Source organism: Bacillus cereus group sp. BfR-BA-01347, from assembly GCF_022663835.1.
Classification (GTDB): domain Bacteria; phylum Bacillota; class Bacilli; order Bacillales; family Bacillaceae_G; genus Bacillus_A; species Bacillus_A thuringiensis_K.
Genome location: NZ_JAKUGG010000020.1, coordinates 17,777 through 39,316, shown reverse-complemented (window position 1 = coordinate 39,316; position 21,540 = coordinate 17,777). Strand labels below are relative to the sequence as shown.

The window sequence follows — 21,540 nt, the reverse complement described above, 5'->3', positions numbered from 1 at the left end:
CTTTTTTGTCTATAATTTTATTATGGGAAAAATTTTAAAATGGTGTTTAACTATTTCTTAATTATGAAGTAGAAGAACAAATATTAAACAATGATACAAAAATAAAAAAGCAGCTGTACAAATAGCTGCTAAAAACTTATATTCAAAAAATATAACAGATCTAATCAGCTCCATCACGGAGGAATTATCTGATTCTGAACAAAAATCAAATTGCCTTTCTCCTTCTGTAACATACTTGTCTAAATCATCTAGAATTAGACGAATAATAAATGAATTACTTACATTTCCGATAGTATTTTTCATATTGTTCCTCCGTTATCATTTTTTAGATTTAATAAAATTTGTTTGTTATACCACTTATTTATTTTCCCCTTGTAATACTTCTCTACTTCGTATTCCGGAATCCAAATTTCATGCTCGCGAATTTTAAACAATACCTGGCTTAAAACATCCTCATGTTCCTTAGGTTTCAATCTACGGTTATGAACCTTAATCTTCTCTATATAAGCCTCTCTCAGCCAATTTGATATGTTTTCACGCTGTTTTTGCTTTAGGTGCGACCATTTCTTGTTCGTTTGCAACAACTGCCCTTTAGGACCTTTTGCATGATTTTTCACTGTCTTCCCCCCGTCGCAATGTTAGATTTATACTCATCATTTATTTTAACCTAATATGAAAGGGAATCCAAATTGGCTAGAAATCTATTCTGAATATTAAGATAATTATTTAGAAATATACTTTCAAACGACTCTTAGCTGTAATAATATGGATTTAACTGCTATGATAAATACATATAGATATAAATATACAAAGGGGGAAGCTATGTGATTGTAGCAAAAGGAAACGAAAAGATTACTAAATTAATGAACGATTGGTACAAAGCTATGCGCTCTCAAAAGTTATTGAAAGCAAAAAATCTAAGATCAGATGTTGAAAAACTTATCGACGAAATGGAACAAGATCAAACGCTTCTTATTTACTATTCATTACTAGAGTTTAGGTATAATCTTTTGATAAATAATACATCAGGTTTAGTAAAACCTGGGGAACATATTGAAGAGTCTACCACAGACATGCTCAATTACTACTACTATCTGTTCAATGCTATACATGCAATGAAGATTGGACAATATAGTGATGCCAAACACTTCTATCAAAAAGCTGAAACACTTCTATCTCTTATTCCGGATGAATTAGAGCAAGCGGAATTTAATTATCAGTATGCCCTTTTCAACTATTATCAGTTCCAACCACTAAATACAATAACATACAGTAATAAAGCGAAAGAAATCTATTCTAATGAAGTTGGGTATGAAATAAATGTAGCTTCCTGTAATAATATTTTGGGACTTGCAAGTACTTCCCTAAAGCAATACGAGTTAGCTGAAGAGTATTTTCTTTCCGCTTTGGATATTGCAACCAAACAAGATCAAACACAACTTACTCATATGATTCGTCATAATATAGGGCTGCTATATTCAGATCAAAATATGCCTCAACTAGCAATCAATTATCTCTCCAAGGCACTAGAAGGTAGCTGCAAAACAATGTATTTGTTAGCTAAAGAACATGAGAAACTAGGCAATGTAAATGAAGCTGCTAATTATATAGATAAAGGATTGCAAATTAGTAATGCACAAAATAATAAAGAATATTATCATCATTTATCAATTCTAAATGCAAGATTACAGCATACAACTATAGATGAATACGAAAAGATTATTGTTGAAGGAATCCATTATCTCCAAGAAGAAAATTTATGGCACTTTGTCGAAATATATGCTGATGAATTAGCAAACAAGTATTATGATGAAGGTAACCACTCAAAAGTAAGCGAATACTTCCGTGTGGGGTACAAGGCTAAAATTGAAATGGAGAAAAGGAGTGCTTTAAAATGATGAAAAAAATACTAATTAGTACGGCAGGACTTTTGTTCTCTGGTTTAATGCTAGTAGCACCATTCACTTTAAGTAACACTCACGGCGAGGCAATGCTTGCAGTACAAAAGCAGGAAATTATACAATATACTACCCATGGTGAAGGAATGTAATAACTGCAGAAATCCCCCCTACAATTAATAATCTATTATTTGCAGGGAGGATTTCTTTGTATATTTGCATACTTAGTATGCGAATTCAGTGGAGGTGTTTTTTTCAAGTACCATTATTCGGTTTCACTTCAAACAGAAATGGTTTTTGTGTGGTTTATCCCATATATCCTTTAACGTATCCTTCAATCCTTAGGATACCCTACTCCATATAAACACCTGTGATGTTATCAATCAAATGTTCATATCCTTCACCGATAAATTCACCCCACTCTATTGCTATCCTTCCGTTTTCATATGATTCTTTCGGAATTGATACAATGAATTTCTTTTCTTTTTTATCTCCTATTTCTACGGGATTTATTATTAAAGTTGATCCAGCTTTATTCGTATAAGTTTTAGTATCCGTAATCATTAAAATCACCGCCTATGAACATTATAATGACTAGAATTTCAGATAATTATTTATCAATATCGAATATATTGATTATTAACATATTTCAAACCAATTTGTTTCTATTTATGTTAACATTTATATGGTAATTAAAATACATTATTTAGGAGGATTTATACTATGAAAAAAGTTTTAGTAAGCATTATGAGTTTATTGTTATGTTTCTCTATTTTTGGTTTCACACCCGCATCCGCAGCAGGTTATACACATTTTGATTATGAAGAAGATGGATTAAGAGCAGGACTTACTTTGGAATTCCCTAAAGAAATGGCCTTAAGTGGAACAGTAGAAATAGTAGCTGTGCAACATTCACCTAAAACAAAAGATGTAAATATAAAGTATACACTAGTAAATGTTGATACTGAAAAAAAAGTATCTGAAAATATAGATGGAACTTATGATAGTAGATCTAAGACAATTAAATTTACTAATGTCAAAGAAGGAACATATACAATAAAAATTAAAAATAACTCAGAAGAAAAAGTATACGGTAACTTTTACGTATATAACTAATACAAGTCTAAAAATAATATAATAAAAGTAACAATTAAATTATTAAATGACTAGCGTGGTTTTATTTATTAGATAATATAAGAAGAACTTGTAGTGAATTCTACAAGTTCTTCTTATATTTCAAATTAAAAATGATTACAGCAACATATTATTTATGCAACATGTGTCAAATGCAATTTTATAATACTGTATTATTCATCTCTTTATCCTCAGCTTTAGTTACAATACCTTATAAATATATACCAGTTTAAAATTTAATTTGAATTATGTTTATTCATGAAGTAGTTAAAAATAAAAAAGGAATCCTCAGTAAAAGGATTCACCCCAGGAAATATGCATAAATAAAAAGAACTAAGTTTATTATAATATAAAAGTAAACAAAACATATTGAGAAAAAAATAAGATTTAAGTTTGATAGGAAAGAATAATGTTTGCTATACTAAATGTGCAAAAATATATGCAAAATCACAAATAAAATAAGGGCAGCCTGAAATGGCTGCCCTTATTTTATTTTTAATCTCATATGTAAAGTAATAAAAAAGTTATTTAATATTGTCGCCAAAAATACAATAGTCCTCTGTCTATGTAAATGGCAGAGGGCTATTAAAATCGTTTAAAAACTAGTTGTTTTATAGAGAATGGTTTTTTGAGTGAATAATAATGTTGCTTCATTTGAGAGCCAAATAATGAAAATGAACCCTCATAATTAACATAACAAATAGGGCATTTGCATTTAAACTCCATAAAACTCAAATGTATTTTTTTCTAGATATATTGCTTCATCGGAATTTTTGATAATAATATCAAAACGTTGACTGTATGGATGCATAAACACTTTATACTGAATCCGACGTTCTTCATGAAACTGCCTTAAATAATTGATATCGGCTCCCCTTTCAGCAATATCGCGGCTAGACCTTCTCATTAATTCCGTTTCATCATCTGTATAGAAGTAAATTTTTAAATCAAATAAATCGGGATTAATAAATGCGACACACATTCCTTCTACAATCGTCACTTTGTTTTTAGAAGAAATCAACTCGCTTTTCATATAATGCGTATCTATCGTATAAAAATCTAAGCCAGCTCTTACCATCTGAACATCTCTTTCTAAAGCAGACAAATGATGCGCTGATGGATGACAAGCCGTCATTTTATAATGATGATTTTCGTTTTGATATGTATAGTGAATAATCGCATGCTTTCGTATGTCCGAACTAACAATGTATGGATCTGTATTAATATAATTCACTTCATTTTGATTTAGTAGGTCTACAAGCATATTAGCAAAAGTTGTTTTTCCAGCAGCGCCATGTCCAGAAACACCAATAACAACCTGTTCATTAGTCCTACTAACCCAATTTATGATTTCTTGCAATAACTTATCCATACTTCTTCCCCTTTTACTAATATACTGCCCTTATTTTAGTTAGTTGAATAATGAAATATTCCCTTATCTCATTATACATGAAATGAAAAAATGGTATGATTATCCATCATACCATCTCAATTTTTAAACAACTATATTATCTTTTAAATATCTTCATTATTTTTTAAACATCTTTATTATTTGTGAACATCATAATTTGCTATTTAGTTTGAGCTATTTATAAACCTAGTATACTAACAATCTGGCATACTTTGGAATTTGCAATGTAATAGTACATCTCTAACCCTCTTCTTTCCGAACGAAGAATCTTGCCGCGCATCTTAGATAAATGCTGAGATACGGTTGATTGCGGTACTTTTAATAGATCTGTTAACTCTGTTACATTACAAACTTTGCGACGTTCTAGTTCTTTCACGATCTGTAATCTAACTGGATGGGCCATAATCTTTAATAATTCTACATCCGCCTCTGGGATTTTGTACATGTCATTACTTACTTGCATTGTTGTCATTTTAATTTCTCCTTTTATAATTTCTTTTTATTTTAATTATCTATTCATAAATATTTTGTGTTTACTTGAGTACATTATTCATAGACACTATGTTGTTTGTTCTTTTGTCTCTCTATTAGATTTAATATATAGCAGTATTATGATGGTCAAAAACCCAACAAAAGATAGCATAGGAATCGAGATGAAACCAAACAAATTTAAATGATCTTCTGTACAAGAAACACCTACTGAACATATCTTCAGTTCACTTGTTGGAAAAGCCTGAATCGTAATTTGATAGACAGCTATTATTAATCCAATACATGCAAATGGAAATGCATATACACTTACATTAGGATCTTTTCTATACATTCCTATCCCCAATATTAATACTAATGGATACATGGCCATTCTTTGATACCAGCACAAATCACATGGCGGCAGCTTCATCCATTCACTAAAAAACAAACTAATTAACATTGCACTAGTAGCTATCGTCCAAGCAATTACAATGTGATACTTTTGAATGATCAACATCTTATTTTCGCCTCACCTATTTTTTAAAATACAAAACATTTGCTAATATATGACTAGTTTATTTCCGTGTTTCGAGTACCCTGTTTCAATAGAAAGTATCCAATCATTGATATCTTCCCAGTCGTATCCCCTCTCTTTTAATTCTAGAGGGAAAAGATTTTCAAAATCACCACGCATTTCGTACATGGTTTCTAATGCTTTTTCTAGCGGACAAAATCTATATACCATGTGTGTATGTACTTTTTTGTTTTTCTTTTCTGCTACAACTAAATATACATACCGTCTTTCTTTCGCTAAAACAAACTTCAAAAACCCAGGGACTTGACTCACCTTTCACACTCCTTTTCGGTTTTCCTTACCAAGCTTAAAAAGATATGAGTAAGGAAAACTATTAAGTTTTAATTTACTAATTTAATAAATGTCCCGTTTTTTTGCTTTAAAAATACAAGAAAACGCTCATCATCACAATATTTATTACACCTGCTGCAGCACCAATTTTGGAGATAACATACACATATTCATTATTACTAAATGGTAATAGGCTCGCGAAAATAAATAAAATTGAAATGATAAAGGATAAGAGCATATTTCTTTTGTTTTCATTCATTCAAAAAACCTCCATTTTGCACAAATATTTGTATTGCAATGGATTAGGATACTAAGCCGCATCATTACGGTTATAATGATGTTTCTCTTCATCCACATACCCTTTTATGTTCCAAACGCCAGTCTTTGATGCTTTTGCTTCTTTTTCGCTTTCTAGCATTTGTGGTAGCAAAGTAGTGTTAGGTTTTGAAATGTAAGCTACAATACCATATCCTGATTTGATCATTAACTCGTTTATATGTATCCCTTCACAAAATACATATGCTAATTTCCTCCCATACTTGTCCTCTTTGGGTCCACGATCATAGACTATTGTTACATTTTTTCCTTTTAACTGTTTCTTTAGGAATGAAGATGCTTCTTTTCCCATCTTTTGCGGTGGGATTTTTTGAGATACAGACTCAGGGGTATCCAATAACAGTAACCTTACCGTCTGTTTCTGCCCCTTTACGTTCACGTCTATCGTATCTCCGTCTTTTATATGTAATACCTTCCCTTTAACGGTCTCTAAGCCTTTTACTTTCCCCTTATAAGCTTCTGGAATATCAACAATACCCATTTCCTTCTACGTGCTGTTGTATTCCGTTTTGTACTGCTTGGGCAGGTCTCGAATCATTTTTTGTTTGCGTGGAACTGCTACATGCTGACATTTGAAATGCGAATGATGTTATACAAATAGCCTTAATCCATATTTTCATTTCGAAATTTCTTCCTCCTAATCAAAATACGTAAATAGCTGCATCTAATATACAAACGGACTTTCTATTGTATTTACTTCTCGATAATTACAACATAGGCAAAACTGTATCCATTTTGGATAATTATTATAAAGTGCTCTAAATGAGCGTTTCTTACAATTCGGGCATATTAACACCATGCTTTTTTCATTCTCTTCCTGACTTTTCAATTTTTCAAAAGATACATTAGTAGATGCTATACTAGTGGTACACAATATATATCCCCCTTTTGAGCCTTGAAATCTCAAAACAAATAAAAAAGGACACACCTATGGCATATGTATGCGTAGGTGTGTCCTTTTGCAAGATAGTTTTAGAAGTATTTTGTTACTTTCATCATATCATATTTCTGATTAATTTTATATATGAAATTTAAGATTTTGCGATATTATTTCTTCTTCTCATATATAAACGTGACTCTCTTCTGTGTAGAGTCATATGTTAATTTTGCACCGAATAATTCCCCCGTTTTTTTCGATTTAAATCCTTGTATTGTATCAGTCATATTCTTTTCTAATAATTTCTTAATTTGACTAGCTGTAATTCTTTTTTCGAGTATCATTCCTGAAATGATGAAATCACAGTCCTTCTTGTATTGTTCACATAGGTTCTGTTGCAAAGTTTCTTAACAGATAAAAATTCAGGGTGGGTGCGATTAGATCTCATGCAATTGTAAGTAACTTTTGCAATTCAGTGTACGTTGAAAAACCGCAGTTTGGTCGTGAACTGCGGTTTTGCTTATATATAGCATGAACCGTTTCGATTCCTTTCAAGGTATGTGAAGCATGGCGAAGACTTTGAAATCCTGCGGATTTGGAAAAACGTCGCTTAATATGTCTATGATCCTGTTCGATGAGATTATTCAAGTACTTAATTGTACAATGAGTTGTATGTGTATAGAAACCGTTATTTCTTAATTTTTAAAACGCACAAAGTAAGGCTGGAGCCTTGTCTATTGTGAGAACTGCTGGTTCTCCAAATGTTTTCACTGGTCTTTTCATAAAGGCATATGCCGCTTGATAATCTCGTTTTTTGCGAAGTTGAATATCCAATGTGTGTCCATCTTTATCGATTGCTCGATAGAGATAACGCCATTCGCCTTTCACTTTGATATAAGTTTCATCCAGGTGCCAAGATGAGCATTTAGATTTATTTTTCTTTTTCCAAATCTGACAAATGAGATTTCCATATTCATGAACCCAACGCATGATGGTTGTTGGGTGAATCGAAACGCCACGATAACTTAGAGAAAAACGACAGTAGTAGCCGACGGCTACCAAAATAATATCTTTCTAGAACTGTTTTCCTTTAAAATATCGCATTTGTGATTCTCCTCGCTTCTTTTTTCTAGATTGTAACTAGGTTTAAGAAACTTTGCAACCGAACCGTACGTTATATTTGTTTTAGGAATAAAACCCTATCTCCATCAGTTCCATCGTAATTACTATATACAGATACCCCATCTATTTCTTTATCACCTTGTTGGATTTCAAATTTCATTTTAGTATGATATGCAATAGATTTTTTGTTTATTGGGGAGGTTACACAACGCACTTTATTACAAGACATCATTTTTACAACTTCAAAAAACTTTTCATACAAGTTCTTACCAATGCCTTGCTTTCTGAATTTAGGAGAAACTCCTACAAAGTGTATATATGCTTCCTCCGGAAAAGTTTGTGACACAAAACCAATTAAGAAGCCTATGATCTCTCCCTTATGTTCAACTATGAAACTGGTATCTTGAAAATGTGTAAAGAAAAGCTTTGGTAACATATTAGACATTTTCCTGCCGCCCCACCAATTGTCTAATACATTAATGATTGAGCTATAGTCGGACTCTAATACATTTCTAATTTCCATAAAATTCACTCCAAAATAACAAAACTTATTTTTATAATTAAAAAACTCATGGATATTATCAACGGTCTTCGCGTGAAATAATCTCAATTTCAGCAAAGTTTGAAATATCCTTTAGAAACATTGGATATGAAACAGATATACACTCGCAATTTTCTATATAAGAATATTCCTGTAAACTACTTCCTAAAACCAATGCCATCATTGCTATTCTATGATCACCAAAACTGTTAATTTTAGCCGAATGTAGATTACTCTCGCCATGTATAATTATAACTGTATCACTTGTTGATACTTCTCCACCAAATGCACGTATAATATTTGCTGTCGTTTCAATACGATTCGTATCTTTATCTTTTAGCTCTCTACAATCTCTAATAACTGTTTCACCTTTCGCTTGCGTAGCAACAGCAGCTAGTAAAGGGATCTCATCAATTAAACTTTGCACAAATTCAGTTCCCTTAACTTCCGTTCCTATTAACTCATGCTCAGTTTTATATATGACATTAGCAACCGGTTCATTTAAACTTAAACTTTTATCTTTATAATCTATAGTAACCCCCATTTTTTGTATTGCATCTAAAAAACCAATCCTTGTTTTATTAATTCCTACTTGGTTTAATCGAATTTTTTTTAACCCCATATTCCTTTGTAATATACCCGCTGTAATTAAGAAAGAAGCAGAAGAGATGTCACCTGGAACAACTATATCTCTAGAAGTAAATGTGTTTGTCCCATCTATCTTTGTAATATTACCATTTGAATGAATCGGTATTCCTAATGCTTGTAGAAGTCTCTCAGTATGGTCTCGACTTTGACAAATTTGTTCATAGGTAGTAGTTCCATTTGCAAATAATCCAGCTACTAATAATGAAGATTTTTCTTGAGCACTTGCAACAGTTCCTTTTACATTTATAGGTAGCAGAGGATACTTTCCTTCTACAACTAGTGGTAGACACCCTTCTTCACCTAAGAATGTTATACGTGCACCCATTTCTCTAAAATTATTAACAACCCATCCCATAGGACGCTTAGATAATAATTCATTCCCTGTAAATTTTGTTCTGAAAGGACTTCCAGCCACCAAGGACATAATTAATCGAGTTGCAGTGGCTGAATTCCCCATATTCAACTCATGTTTGGCTGGACGTAAGCCTGTTAGTCCTACTCCCTGAACTAATACATCGTTATTTTCCCATTGAATTGAAACACCTAATTTTTTTAATGCACTAATACAACTATAAATATCGTCCGATTTTAAAATATTACTTATTCTAGCTTTCCCATATCCTAATGCATTTAAAATAAGTGCTCTTTGAGAAATAGATTTATCTCCTGAAATGGTATCAAATACAATACTTTTGTTAGGTATTTTAGTCCTAATTTTCACATCAAACTTTTTAGGTAGAGTTAATTCACTAGTTTTTTGCTGTATCTTTAATTCCACGTTTAATCACCTCATCATCTGATAAAATCACTTCGAAATTTTCATCCATACCAGAAGATACTGGGATCTTTTTATCAGTTTTAGTTTGATAATAACGATAGCGTTGTCGTTTACGTTCTAAACCAAGGTTATTCGTAAATTTATATTCCCAAAGATCTATGTATCCTTTTTCTTTTGCTAAGTTAATCAACTGAGAACCAAATTCAGTTCGAACTATTGTAGTGGAAGATGGTTTTGGTTTTTCTCCATTAAAACTCGTGTCAAATATATTAGGATCTCCATCAGAAATTGATATATCTGCAATCCCAGACCACCAATCAGGGCAAGTCAAGCATCGAAACGTCTTAAATTTTTTGAATTCTTCAACTAACCTATAAAAAGGGAGAAAATGTTCTGTTTTATCGTATGTCCTTACCATAAATTCTCCAGGATATGTCCCTTCTCGATACTTCATAGTTTCAACATCATTTAAGTCGATTCCTAGTAACTCTGTAATTAAATGCTCAGTACCAGCAAGGGATGTACTAGATGCACAACCAAGTTCAATTGTAAAAACAATTTTACTAGCTAAATTTTTTAATAAAGGATCATTCTTTTCATTTAATAATTTTTGAATTCCTTGGATTTGACAAGGCACACCAACTATACCTATACGTTTAAATTCTGTATCCTTTAAGAGGTGTAAGTTAGGAGTAATACAGTAACTTGATTGAGCGCATTCTATTACTTTTTCAATAGAGTTAGTTAAAAAAGCCTTTGGAACCCATGGCCGTTCTTCATCTCGTCCAACTACTAGCATTGCATCAACTAAATTTTCTTTCAATGCTACAATTCCCAAAGTTGTACCAGCCCCTCCTGCAGCTACTTTTTGAAGAACTGATTCATCTTTAGTTGATAATTGATAAGAATTTTTGTAAATGCCTATCCAACGTTCCTCTTCGGAGCGCTCTCGTCCGAAGAGCCTTTGATCGGACTTAATAGATCCTGTGTCATATCCAGGACAAACTTTAGAACATATATTACACTCTTGACAAATGTCATTAGCAACATTTAAAGAATCAGTAAAATAGGGCAAGGGAACTGAATTGTTATCTAATCTAATTAAATCCTTTGGACAGGCGGAGACACATAAACCACAAGAAGTACATAATTCTTCATTTATAATATCAGTTTGTAAAGTAAGAAACGACATTCAATGATACATTCCCCTCTAAATATATTATTCAATTAATTGAAAATAAATTAAATTCACTCTCTTGTTTTTTAAATGTTATTCTTTAAAACTAATTTACTTTGTTTACTAGTGACATTCAGATACTTTTCTAAATTCTCAACTATTTTTGTTACACCAATTTTACGACTATCAACTACTGGAACCCTATATTTAACTTCCAAATCTAACACTTGCTGTTCTACTAACATCTTTTCCATATTTCCAGTCATTATTGATATACCAACTAGTTTGGGATTTGAATCATCTAAATGCATAAAATTAATACTTTCAAGATTCTTTTCGATGGATGAAATTTCAAAATTAAAAAAGAATTTCCTGTTTTTTCTATTCAAATCATGGCACATTACAATATAGTCTGGGTTAGAACCATTTAATAAGCTTATAGGGCAACCTACCCCATTCGGATGGGTGATACACCCTTGTCCTTCTACGATAATTAAATCATACCCCTTGTTATCAAGCTCTAAAATCGCACCTTCTATTGCTCCTGTCATATACGATGTTCTTAAATTATCAACTGGTATTCCAACTTCAGCACCACATAAAATTCCAGTCTGACCGGTTGCGACAAATGCAACTTTATAGCCTTTTTTACGTAAACATTTTAGTAGCTCTAAAGCTGTAGTCATTTTACCAACTGACCAATCTGTCCCAACTGTTAAAAGAACTTTTGTTTTTTTTGTCATTATTTCTCCTGTAAAGGTTCGAGAGAGTGATTCTAACTTGCGAACATCTTGTATTTTAATTTTCATTTTTTGCGATAATTCGCGAAGCTCCGAATCATCTGAAATAGAAGCAAACATTCCAGATATAATATTTAATTTTGCGTACATAGCTTCTTTTATAACATCTCTGACATCTTTAGATATGTAATCTACACAATTATCAGGCGCAAGACCTATAAGAAAACATTCAGGATCATATGCTAATGCTTCTTGAATGTTTCCTACTATTGGTATATTATTCAGGATACCATTTAGTACCAATCCCGAATCCGAGCCAGCCTTTGTACTATCAATAACTGCTACAATTTCATAACGCGATCCATATCTTAAGATACCAGAAGCCATCTTTGAAGTTTGTTCCCCAAATTTACCTTCAACCCACAAAATTGTTTTCATAAGTTTTTAATCCTTCCTCTATCTCTGTTAATATTTTTCGAAATGAGTCTATTATATAATCCGCTTGTTCTTGAGTAAGTATTAAAGGTGGTGTAACTTTTAATACATTTCCTAAGCTACCTCCACTCAAAAGGATAAGACCATAATCACGTGCTCTCTTTGTAAATTTCTTTGCTTCATTTTTGGCTGGTTTTTTTGTTTTATCAAGAACTAATTCAATTCCTATCATCATTCCCAGCCCTCTTACATCCCCAATTAGGTGTGTTTCTTTTTGTAATTGACGTAATTTATTAAGTAAATACTCCCCCATGTGTTTCGATTTACTTAAGAGCTTCTCTTCATCTATAACATCTAACGTTGCTATAGCAGCTGATGCTGCAAGAGGGCTCGCTGAAAATGTACTAGTTTGTTTAAATGCAGGGAAATTCTCCATTATTTCAGGGCGAGCTGCAACCATTGTGATTGGTATCCCGCCTCCTAGAGCTTTCCCTAAGATTAAAATATCTGGTATTATATCCTCATGTTCAAAAGCAAAAAATTCACCAGTTCGCCCCATACCTGTGAATATTTCGTCAAATATTAATAAAATACCTAAACGATCAGCTAATTCTCTTAGTCGTTTGTAGAATCCCTTTGGAGGAACGACCATTCCCTCTGCTCCCTGAATAGGTTCAACAATTATTCCAGCAATATTTTCTAAACCACCTGAAGGAAGAGATAAAGTATATTCCATGTGCTCCAAGCAAAACATGTTACAATTTTTATGAGACATTTGAAATGGACAACGATAACAGTTTGGATAATGAAAATATGAAACTACCGATACTGATGGTATAACATCTTGTTTAAAACTCCCACGACTTGTTACCCCTAAAGAACCCGCTGTTTTACCATGAAATGCCCCATGAAATGCAATGAATTGAGATTTTTTTGTGTGGAATCTAGCAAGCTTCAAAGCGGTTTCTACACCTTCACTACCAGTAACTGAGAAAATAAATTTTTGTAAATTTGATGGTAATTTATCCTTAATTTTTTCTAACAGTTGAATTCTTGACTCACTAGGATACGTCCAACCTGTATGCATCAATTTACTAACGTTTTCAGTAATAGCTTGAACCACACGTGGATGGCTATGCCCAATGTTAGCAACTCCTGAACCAGAGGATAAGTCTATATATGTTCCTCCCTCTACATCTGTAACAACGGCCCCCTTAGCTTCCTTCCATACAATCGGATTATCTTCTAAAATACTTGTTGTAGTTGTGGGGGCTTCATACGTATTTAAAGTATCTAGCAAAATTTTATTGTTTTTCATCATTAATTCACCATCCTAAATTCCTAATCAAGTTACAGATATTACCCACAACAGCCTCTTCAATCAGTTTTCCTTTTGTTGCAGAAGCTTTACTAGGTGCCCCACAAGTTCCACTCGGAATTTCTGAAGGGTCAATCCTTCTAACTAAATGCGCTTTATTCTCTTGACGATATAAATTATCTTCTACTTCTTTAATAAATTCCGGAAAATCATCTACAATTTCCTTACTACGTACTGCATCAGGATTCCAATGTAAAAATAGTGAAGTTAAAGCTTCTCCACCATGCATCTCAAATTTACTCTCTTTTATTTGTCGAAGCTCTGATTTGGCAATTTGAGACCATTCTATAACAAGTGGAGTTATATTAAATTGCTTACCAATTTGCTTAGCAGCTATAATCAAGCATTCATGATTTTCATCATGTGCATTTAAAAATACAATTTTTTCAAATCCTTCTTTAACTATATTTGAACCAATATCTATAACCATATTAATTAAAGTTTCATGACTAATACCAATTGTTCCGGAAAAATCACTAAAGGTGTATGTGTATCCATAATTAATCTCTGGCATTTGTAGAGCATTAATCTTTTCAGCAACCTTAGTAGCTAAAGTATCGGCAACAATAGTATCATTTCCTAATGGAAGATGTAATCCGTGTTGTTCAAGTGATCCCACAGGTATAATAACTACTTTGTTACGATCTAAATCGCTAAATTCTTTCCAAGTTAAATTTAATAATTTCATGGTTTCGCCTTCTTTCTATTTAATAAATATGAATTTTTAGAATTATTTTAGCGTTAATTAGTTATATCATTGATACTAATTGATAATTTCATTCCGTACTAAAACATTACTCTACCGCCATTAACATCTATGTTAGCCCCTACTATATAACTAGACTCTTTAGAAGCTAAAAATACAATGGCATTGGTAATTTCTTGAGGTTCTGCAAATCTTTTTAAAGGAATGGAATCAACATATGAATTGTTTAATTTGGCTACAGTTCCTTCTATCATACTAGTTTTTACTTTGCCTGGTGATATACAGTTAACTCTAATTCCATATGGAGCTAATTCCTGAGCAAGTCCTTTGGTCATACCAAGAATTGCTGATTTAGAGGTAATGTAGTGTAAGCCCGCAGTAGGACTATTTGTTCTTCCTGCTAAAGAAGAAACTAAAACAATACTACCTTTCTTCTTCAGTTTCATATAAGGGGCAAGATGTTTTAGAAATAAAAAGGAACTTTTAACATTCACATTCATTACCATATCCCATTCAGGCTCTTTAATTTCTTCAAAAGGAAATTTTTTCCCATCTTTTTTAGGTGAGATTCCAGCTAAAGCTATAAAAGAATCAATTTTTCCAAAACGTTCATATATAAAATTAATTGCAGTTACTACCTCATCCTCTTTTGTTACATCTAAAGATATTGTAAATAGCTTTCTTGGATATTTTTGATGAAATTCATCTTCAATTTTTTGCAAGGCTATCCTGTTGTTATCCAGTAACACAACCAACGTTCCCTTTTTTTTCAAAAATTCATGAGCTGTAGATCTACCAATTCCCCCGGCACCTCCTGTAATAATGATAACTTCATTTGACACTTGTTTATTAATTTGCAAATTAGTCACTTCCAGTCCTTACCTTTGTATGCTCTTGTTTAACAACCAAAATTTTATATCTTATTATTAATAAAAGTAATATAACCGCGATACTTAAGAATACAAACCAAATAGTCCAAACATCCTCATTTTTTTTCAAATATGTATAAATGGTTCCTCCAAATGTATTTCCTAATAATCCACCAATCCCTCCACTAATTGAAATAAACCCCAGATAACTTGAAAGTAATGCTGGCTTAGCATAAGAACCAGTATATGTATCTATAGTGGGAATAATAAGAATCTCAGCGAAAGTAAAGAAAATAATAAAACCATACATAGCATAATTGTGATTCCCTATAATCGGTATACAAAATGATAAAGAAAGTAAAATGATACCAAGAGTAATAATTCCTAACTCACTTAGCTTTGCCGAAGCTTTTTTAATAATAATATATTGAAAACATATTATCATTACACTATTAATAGTAAAAAATATCCCTAAATCAGAACTTATGTTATATTGATCTTTAATAATTAAAGGAATTGTGAAGTATAGTTGATTATATAAAGTCCAAAAAATAATACATAATAAGAAAAAAAACAAAATGTTTCGATCCTTAACCACTAAAGAAAAATTCTTAAATATATTTGGTTTAGACTTATCTGTTATAGCTTTTTCTATATTTACAAGATGCTTTAGTATCAATAATAAAAAAATAACGTGCGCCCCTGCTGTTATAATAAACGTGAGCAAGAATGATGTTTTAAAAAGATACCATCCTAGAAGAGGACCTATAGCTGCTCCCATATTAACTGCAGTGCTTCTTAAAGCAAATACTGTTGCTTTTTCTGTATCAGATATCGTAACTAATAAGGCCTTTGATGAAATACTATACATCGCGCCACCTGTTCCTATTAGAAACGCAGCTAATATAAAAATGATAAAGGATTTAGGAAGAATAAACAGCAGAAACCCAATAATTCTAATTAAAACTCCTAATAGAATCATTAGCTTATGTCCATATTTATCACTAAATATTCCACTAAAAAAACCCATGCTCCATTGACATATAGTTAATATAGTCAATATCACTCCCGTTTGAAAAACACTAAAACTTAATTTGCTAGTCAAATATAACCCAATAAATGGAAGAATCATAAAGTAACCAGCGTTTACCAAAAGTATACCAAACAATAATAATTTTACCTGATTGTTAGTCTCATATAATCCTTTTATCATTTATTATTCTCTGTTAAAAAAACGACGGTTTTATCTACTTCTTTCATATAATTTAAAACATCTTCACTTGTATCTGCTATAATCATACAAGATCCAGGTCTATCCATTGAACACGTAATTGGCCCAATTGTATCTCCTAGATTTGTTTTTATTCTATAACCCCAAATAAAAGGTGATTTTTTCAAAAATTCTATACCTTCTATCTCTCTTAATTTTCCTGGTTTCGGAAAAAAATAGTGATTTGCCGTTACATATCTCGGTTTAGTTATTATTTGTGGTTTTTTATTCATCATTACATCAATAAAAGCTTCTGCAATATTAAATCCATATGCCTTTGTTATTAATTCTGGTATAAAGTCTCCTGCTAGTCTCGCTGCACATTCTATAAGTTTTGGACCAGTAGCATCCACTTTCCATTCAGAATGAAAGAAACCTGCTTCAACATTTAATCCTAATAGTAAGTTCTCTTTATAATTGATTAATTGTTCTCTATCTCTATCAGTTAACGGGGCAGGTACAATGTGACTCTTTTCAACCGGATGCATACCTTCAACAGTTGATTTCAAGGTAATGTTATGAAATATTGGTTTGGATTTGTATACTAGACTCTCTATTGAAACTTCATAGCCACCTGCATATTCCTCTACTAAATATTCTGGCCTTATTCTTCTTTGAATTGGACTATTTTCTTTGACAGTCGTAGTAGCTTTCCAGGCGGCTTCCAAATCTACTTCATTATGAATAAGTTGTACCCCTATGGAGCCTCTTCTATTTGTAGGTTTTAAGACAATTGGGATAAATCCATCTTCAAAAAATAAGGATATATCCTTTAAACCTTTTACTTGAAGATATTTAGGCTGTGGTACATTTAACCCCTTACAAAAAGATCGTAGTTTATATTTATCTGTAAATGCATCAATTGCTTTTTCACCCGGATTAGTTAGACCGCATTTTAAAGCAAATAGAGTGGCTGCCTTAACACCATATTCTAATCCTGGAACTACAACATCAAACTTGATGTCAGAGTGCCATCTAATAGCTTCTTGTAAGAATTGTTCACTCTGCTGATATTCACCTAATAAAACACCTTTTATGATCTCTTTATGAAAATTCTTACTCGACTTTTCGTAAATTTCATTTTCTTCTATTACATACAATTCATATTTTCTAGCGGACCTCTCTAACAATTCAACAAATGAATTATTAAATGCTATCATTAGGACTTTAGTAACTTCCACAGCCTTTTATACCTCCTTTTTTCAACTTAATTAGCAGTAACAATTACTTGATTGTTAGCCCATTTAAACCCTTGATCTGTCCCCGTAGCGCTAAAGACAATATTTGAAACAGTTTCTTTAGTTAAAGTTGGTCTAACTTGATAATATAAAGGAGCTATTGGCATTTCCTGCATTAACAATTTTTCGGCATCTGATAATATACTCTCTTTTTGAATAAGGTTTTCTTCCTGCTGGGCTTTATCTAATAGATTATTAAATTCCATATTCTCCCACTGAGAATAATTCAGTTTCCCCTTCTGTTTAAAAAGTTCTAAATAACTCATTGAATCATTATAATCAGCTCGCCAATGTACCATAGCAATATCAAATTTTTTTAACCTTAACTCTTCAATCCTTTCTTTTAAACCTAAAGGTATTACTTCTAATTCTATATTAAATATTTCTTTCCACCATTTCTTAATTTTGTTCATATACTTAATACCTTGAGTTGTATTCTCGCCAATTAGACGAAATTTATTTATTTCAATTCCAATTTCTTTTATACCTTCTTTAAATAGTTCTTTAGCGAAATCTAGATTGTCCTTAAAACACTCTCCATTGTTTTCCCTTACTAAACCTTTTATCTTAGGATGGACAATTCCATAAGCTGGTAAGAATCCAAAGTTTTTAGCTTCCGCTAACAACTCGTTCCGATTAATAGAATAACTAAGCGCTTTCCTTATTTTTTTATTACTTAAAATATTATTTTGGGTATTAAAAGCTAAGTATTCGGTTAAGCAGTCTGGTCCAAACTTTATTTCAGTTGATAACGAAAATTCTGAATTAAGATATTGATTTGGAACTCTATAAATAGTATCCAATTCATTATTTTTATAAGCATTTACTAATTCTGAAGCATTTTTTATAACATAATAATGGACTTCATCTAAGTTAACAATCTTTTCTTCATAATAATTTACATTTCTTTTTAATATAAGTTTGTCATGGAGTTTCCACTCATCTATAATAAACGGTCCATTAAAACTAGTATGTAGCTCATTAATTGCAAATTCATCTTTTAAATTTTCACAAACTTTATGATTGACTGGGAAGTATATAGGAAAAGTAATAAGATCTAAAAATTTAGGATTTGGATTTACTAGATTAACTAACAATATTTTTTCGTTTATTGCTTTAATACCTATTAAACTTTCATCTTGTAAAGTACCTTCACAATATTCTCTTGCATTTTTTATCAAAAACATTAAATAGGCATACCTTGAATTGAAATTAGGATTCAAATTACGTTTCCAAGCATATTCAAAATCAAACGCAGTGACTTTAGTTCCATTTGACCATAAAGCATCCCTCAAAATAAATTCATAGCTATGTCCGTCATCATAAATATTCCAACTTTCTGCCATTCCAGGGACTATTTTTCCTTCTGGATTTAATCTAACAAGTCCTTCCATGACATTATTCAGAATCCTAAACGAACACATATCTGTAGCTTTTTGAGGATCTAAACTGGGTGGATCATCAGGGATATCAGTTCTAATTACTTTGAGTTCTTTCATAATCTTTATCCTCCTCAATTACTTTGTTTTTTGATTTCAAACAACAATAATGTAAATTGTTACAAATCAGTAATATTAATGTAAAAAAATAACACCAGGATTTATTTTATCACATTTATCAAAAAAATCCATATATATATATTATTCTAAATATTAAATCGAGATGTCATTATTTTGAAAATTCATTTAAATGTATTTTTATTACTCAAAGACTAACAATGAACGCACACTAAATATTAAATCATTTTTCATTTCACAGTATGCGTCATATTAAAAAATAGCCTAAACATAAATTAACTACTAATAGTAGTAAACCTGTTGGTATTTGAGTTTTAATTACAGCATTTTTATCAGATAAACCGAATAGAGTAGCAGGAACTATATTAAAATTAGCAGCCATTGGTGTCATTAGTGTTCCACAGTAACCTGATAACATACCAACAACTGCTAAAACTGCAACATTCGCATGATGAACATCAATAAGAAGTGGTATACCAATCCCCCCCATAATTATAGGAAATGCTAAAAATGCATTCCCCATAATTATAGAAAAGAAAGTCATCCCTAATACATAAATAACAATTGCAAAAAAACGACTTTCAATAGGAATAACAGTAAATGCTACATTAGAAATTGTTTTGCTAACACCAGATAATAGAAAAAGGGTACCTAAAGTAGCCAGCATTTGCGGAAGCATATACGCCCATCCCATAGCACCTACTAATCTACGAGCTTCTTGCATTGATTGTATTACATTTTCCCTTGTTAAAATAATAGCAACAATTAGGGCAATAATAGAGGCCAGACTGAGACAAATTAGAGTAATATACTTTTGATCAAATAGATAAGTTCCATGAATGGTAAAATTTTTAAATACTATTGATCCAATCACTGTAATCACTGGAATTAAAAGAGTTGGTATAAACAATACATTTCCCCATTTTGTTGAACCTTTCTTGCTTAACTTTGAATTATTTTCATTATGCGAACTTGATTGAACTCCCCCACTCCCTACAATTAACACCATAATAATAACTAAAATACCTATATGCATAGGTGGTATAACTTTGCCGAATAAAAATGTCACGCCATATATCCCCCAAAATAATGAAGTAGAAATTCGTTTGGGGTTGCGTTTGTCTTTTATTGTAAGAAGAGAAATAATAATCAAAAAAATACCTGCAATCATATAAATATATTCAAGCTCAATAATCATATTCTGATTCTCCATTTACTGTTGTGTTAGATGTCTTTCCTGAAGATCTTTGTAATTCTTGTTGAATTGCTCTGTCAAATAGGATAAGTCGCATACTATGAATTACAAAAGCTGAAAAAGCAAAAGGTAATCCCCATATAATAAAATCTAAGGGCTCGACTTTAATTTTATTTTGTTCATAAAAGCCAGTCATAAGTAAGATGGTACCACTTGTAATAAAAAGAGTTTCACCAAAAAATAATCCAATATTGTCAACAGATGCTGAAAAAGCTTTTATTTTTTCATGGACAGATTTCGGGAGTTTCCCATACCTAGAAACAGTAGCGCTTTCTGCCATTGGAGAAACTAATGGATAGACCATCTGGGTATGTCCACCAATACTACTTAAACCTAATGCTGTTGTCACCTGTCGAATAAATAAATACAAAATAAGGATTCGACCTGATGTCACCATTTTGAACTTACTTACTAGTGAGTGAGCTTGTTCTATTAGGCCATGCCGTTGCAATACACCGATAACAGGAAGAGTAAAAATAAATAATGACATATAGCGATTTTGAACAAATGATTCTCCAAAAATGTTTAAAATATCTTTCAATGATAGATGATTAAAATATCCAATTATAAATCCCACAAAGGTTACAACAACTAATGGATTAAATCGCATAATTAATCCAATAAAGAGAATAACAATACAAATTAATATTAACACTTTACCACCTCTTAGCTTATTCTTTTAATAGGGTTTAAGTAAACCCTTTACCATGTTATAAAATCTCGTATTTTTAAATAACCAAATTAAAAAACAAAAATAAGCAGTATATAAATGTGATGTACTGTATTTTAACGTTGCTAGAAACTACTACTCAAGAAGCCTTCAACTGAAACTAAAGAATTCTTGAGTAGTAAGCATATATAATTTTTTAGCATT

General features: G+C 31.6%; 23 protein-coding genes and 3 pseudogenes. 3 read left to right on the top strand and 23 right to left on the bottom strand.

Annotation, left to right across the window (positions count from 1 at the left end):
• Nucleotides 1–57: 57 nt before the first annotated feature.
• Complete coding sequence (locus MR143_RS24285) at nt 58–303, bottom strand: hypothetical protein (RefSeq protein WP_242281050.1); 246 nt, start codon at nt 301–303, stop codon at nt 58–60.
• Nucleotides 300–617: a transposase gene (locus tag MR143_RS24280; RefSeq protein ID WP_242281014.1), complete on the bottom strand. Its 318-nt coding sequence runs from the start codon at nt 615–617 to the stop codon at nt 300–302. The genes MR143_RS24285 and MR143_RS24280 overlap by 4 nt, the downstream gene beginning before the upstream one ends.
• Nucleotides 618–824: 207 nt before the next feature.
• On the opposite strand from MR143_RS24280, the gene MR143_RS24275 reads away from it, so the two are divergent.
• On the top strand, nt 825–1,898 hold the full coding sequence (locus tag MR143_RS24275; protein WP_242281013.1) for a response regulator aspartate phosphatase: 1,074 nt from the start codon (nt 825–827) through the stop codon (nt 1,896–1,898).
• The gene (locus tag MR143_RS24270; RefSeq protein ID WP_242281012.1) at nt 1,895–2,050 is read left to right on the top strand and encodes a hypothetical protein; all 156 of its coding nucleotides are present in this window, start codon (nt 1,895–1,897) and stop codon (nt 2,048–2,050) included. Before MR143_RS24275 ends, MR143_RS24270 begins: the two co-directional genes overlap by 4 nt.
• Nucleotides 2,051–2,249: 199 nt before the next feature.
• Here the strand turns inward: MR143_RS24270 and MR143_RS24265 are convergent, their stop codons facing one another.
• A complete protein-coding gene (locus MR143_RS24265; RefSeq protein WP_242281011.1) occupies nt 2,250–2,462 on the bottom strand; it encodes a hypothetical protein in 213 nt (70 codons plus the stop codon).
• 159 nt (nt 2,463–2,621) lie between these two features.
• Here MR143_RS24265 and MR143_RS24260 point away from each other — a divergent pair, with 159 nt between their 5' ends.
• Nucleotides 2,622–3,014 (top strand): DUF3244 domain-containing protein, encoded by a 393-nt coding sequence (locus MR143_RS24260; RefSeq protein WP_242281010.1) that lies wholly within the window; start codon nt 2,622–2,624, stop codon nt 3,012–3,014.
• Nucleotides 3,015–3,747: 733 nt separating this feature from the next.
• Here MR143_RS24260 and MR143_RS24255 read toward each other — a convergent pair.
• The 20 genes and pseudogenes from MR143_RS24255 to MR143_RS24160 all read right to left on the bottom strand — a co-directional run bounded on the left by MR143_RS24255 (nt 3,748) and on the right by MR143_RS24160 (nt 21,321).
• Nucleotides 3,748–4,404 carry a uridine kinase family protein gene (locus MR143_RS24255; protein ID WP_242281009.1) on the bottom strand — a complete coding sequence of 219 codons (657 nt, stop codon included), beginning with the start codon at nt 4,402–4,404 and terminating at the stop codon, nt 3,748–3,750.
• Nucleotides 4,405–4,621: 217 nt separating this feature from the next.
• Complete coding sequence (locus tag MR143_RS24250) at nt 4,622–4,915, bottom strand: ArsR/SmtB family transcription factor (protein ID WP_242281008.1); 294 nt, start codon at nt 4,913–4,915, stop codon at nt 4,622–4,624.
• A gap of 87 nt (nt 4,916–5,002) precedes the next feature.
• Nucleotides 5,003–5,431 carry a disulfide oxidoreductase gene (locus MR143_RS24245; RefSeq protein WP_242281007.1) on the bottom strand — a complete coding sequence of 143 codons (429 nt, stop codon included), beginning with the start codon at nt 5,429–5,431 and terminating at the stop codon, nt 5,003–5,005.
• A 42-nt stretch (nt 5,432–5,473) separates the two neighbouring features.
• A complete protein-coding gene (locus MR143_RS24240; RefSeq protein WP_242281006.1) occupies nt 5,474–5,761 on the bottom strand; it encodes a hypothetical protein in 288 nt (95 codons plus the stop codon).
• A gap of 106 nt (nt 5,762–5,867) precedes the next feature.
• The gene (locus MR143_RS24235; protein WP_242281005.1) at nt 5,868–6,038 is read right to left on the bottom strand and encodes a hypothetical protein; all 171 of its coding nucleotides are present in this window, start codon (nt 6,036–6,038) and stop codon (nt 5,868–5,870) included.
• Between the two features lie 51 nt (nt 6,039–6,089).
• Nucleotides 6,090–6,735 (bottom strand): annotated as a pseudogene (locus tag MR143_RS24230) (thermonuclease family protein).
• Nucleotides 6,736–7,162: 427 nt separating this feature from the next.
• A pseudogene (locus MR143_RS24225) lies at nt 7,163–7,381 on the bottom strand (topoisomerase C-terminal repeat-containing protein); the annotation flags it as partial.
• A gap of 55 nt (nt 7,382–7,436) precedes the next feature.
• Nucleotides 7,437–8,060, bottom strand: a pseudogene (locus MR143_RS24220) (IS6 family transposase).
• Between the two features lie 106 nt (nt 8,061–8,166).
• Nucleotides 8,167–8,637, bottom strand: coding sequence for a GNAT family N-acetyltransferase (locus MR143_RS24215; protein WP_046944967.1), 471 nt, complete (start codon nt 8,635–8,637; stop codon nt 8,167–8,169).
• 58 nt (nt 8,638–8,695) lie between these two features.
• Complete coding sequence (gene aroA / locus MR143_RS24210; RefSeq protein ID WP_131251578.1) at nt 8,696–10,081, bottom strand: 3-phosphoshikimate 1-carboxyvinyltransferase; 1,386 nt, start codon at nt 10,079–10,081, stop codon at nt 8,696–8,698.
• Complete coding sequence (locus MR143_RS24205; protein WP_046944968.1) at nt 10,053–11,273, bottom strand: Coenzyme F420 hydrogenase/dehydrogenase, beta subunit C-terminal domain; 1,221 nt, start codon at nt 11,271–11,273, stop codon at nt 10,053–10,055. The genes aroA and MR143_RS24205 overlap by 29 nt, the downstream gene beginning before the upstream one ends.
• 71 nt (nt 11,274–11,344) lie before the next feature.
• Nucleotides 11,345–12,436 (bottom strand): DUF1611 domain-containing protein, encoded by a 1,092-nt coding sequence (locus MR143_RS24200; protein ID WP_131251580.1) that lies wholly within the window; start codon nt 12,434–12,436, stop codon nt 11,345–11,347.
• Nucleotides 12,414–13,754 carry an aspartate aminotransferase family protein gene (locus MR143_RS24195; protein ID WP_131251582.1) on the bottom strand — a complete coding sequence of 447 codons (1,341 nt, stop codon included), beginning with the start codon at nt 13,752–13,754 and terminating at the stop codon, nt 12,414–12,416. The genes MR143_RS24200 and MR143_RS24195 overlap by 23 nt, the downstream gene beginning before the upstream one ends.
• A gap of 4 nt (nt 13,755–13,758) precedes the next feature.
• The gene (locus tag MR143_RS24190) at nt 13,759–14,499 is read right to left on the bottom strand and encodes a creatininase family protein (RefSeq protein ID WP_131251583.1); all 741 of its coding nucleotides are present in this window, start codon (nt 14,497–14,499) and stop codon (nt 13,759–13,761) included.
• A gap of 98 nt (nt 14,500–14,597) precedes the next feature.
• A complete protein-coding gene (locus MR143_RS24185) occupies nt 14,598–15,377 on the bottom strand; it encodes an SDR family NAD(P)-dependent oxidoreductase (RefSeq protein WP_165498046.1) in 780 nt (259 codons plus the stop codon).
• A 1-nt stretch (nt 15,378) separates the two neighbouring features.
• Nucleotides 15,379–16,599: an MFS transporter gene (locus MR143_RS24180; protein WP_131251587.1), complete on the bottom strand. Its 1,221-nt coding sequence runs from the start codon at nt 16,597–16,599 to the stop codon at nt 15,379–15,381.
• Nucleotides 16,596–17,837 (bottom strand): ATP-grasp domain-containing protein, encoded by a 1,242-nt coding sequence (locus tag MR143_RS24175; RefSeq protein ID WP_131251590.1) that lies wholly within the window; start codon nt 17,835–17,837, stop codon nt 16,596–16,598. The genes MR143_RS24180 and MR143_RS24175 overlap by 4 nt, the downstream gene beginning before the upstream one ends.
• Nucleotides 17,838–17,863: 26 nt before the next feature.
• The gene (locus MR143_RS24170; RefSeq protein ID WP_131251592.1) at nt 17,864–19,393 is read right to left on the bottom strand and encodes a peptide ABC transporter substrate-binding protein; all 1,530 of its coding nucleotides are present in this window, start codon (nt 19,391–19,393) and stop codon (nt 17,864–17,866) included.
• Between the two features lie 265 nt (nt 19,394–19,658).
• Nucleotides 19,659–20,609 (bottom strand): DUF979 domain-containing protein, encoded by a 951-nt coding sequence (locus MR143_RS24165; protein WP_131251594.1) that lies wholly within the window; start codon nt 20,607–20,609, stop codon nt 19,659–19,661.
• Nucleotides 20,599–21,321, bottom strand: a complete 723-nt coding sequence (locus tag MR143_RS24160; protein WP_131251596.1) for a DUF969 domain-containing protein — start codon at nt 21,319–21,321, stop codon at nt 20,599–20,601. The genes MR143_RS24165 and MR143_RS24160 overlap by 11 nt, the downstream gene beginning before the upstream one ends.
• Nucleotides 21,322–21,540: the final 219 nt, after the last annotated feature.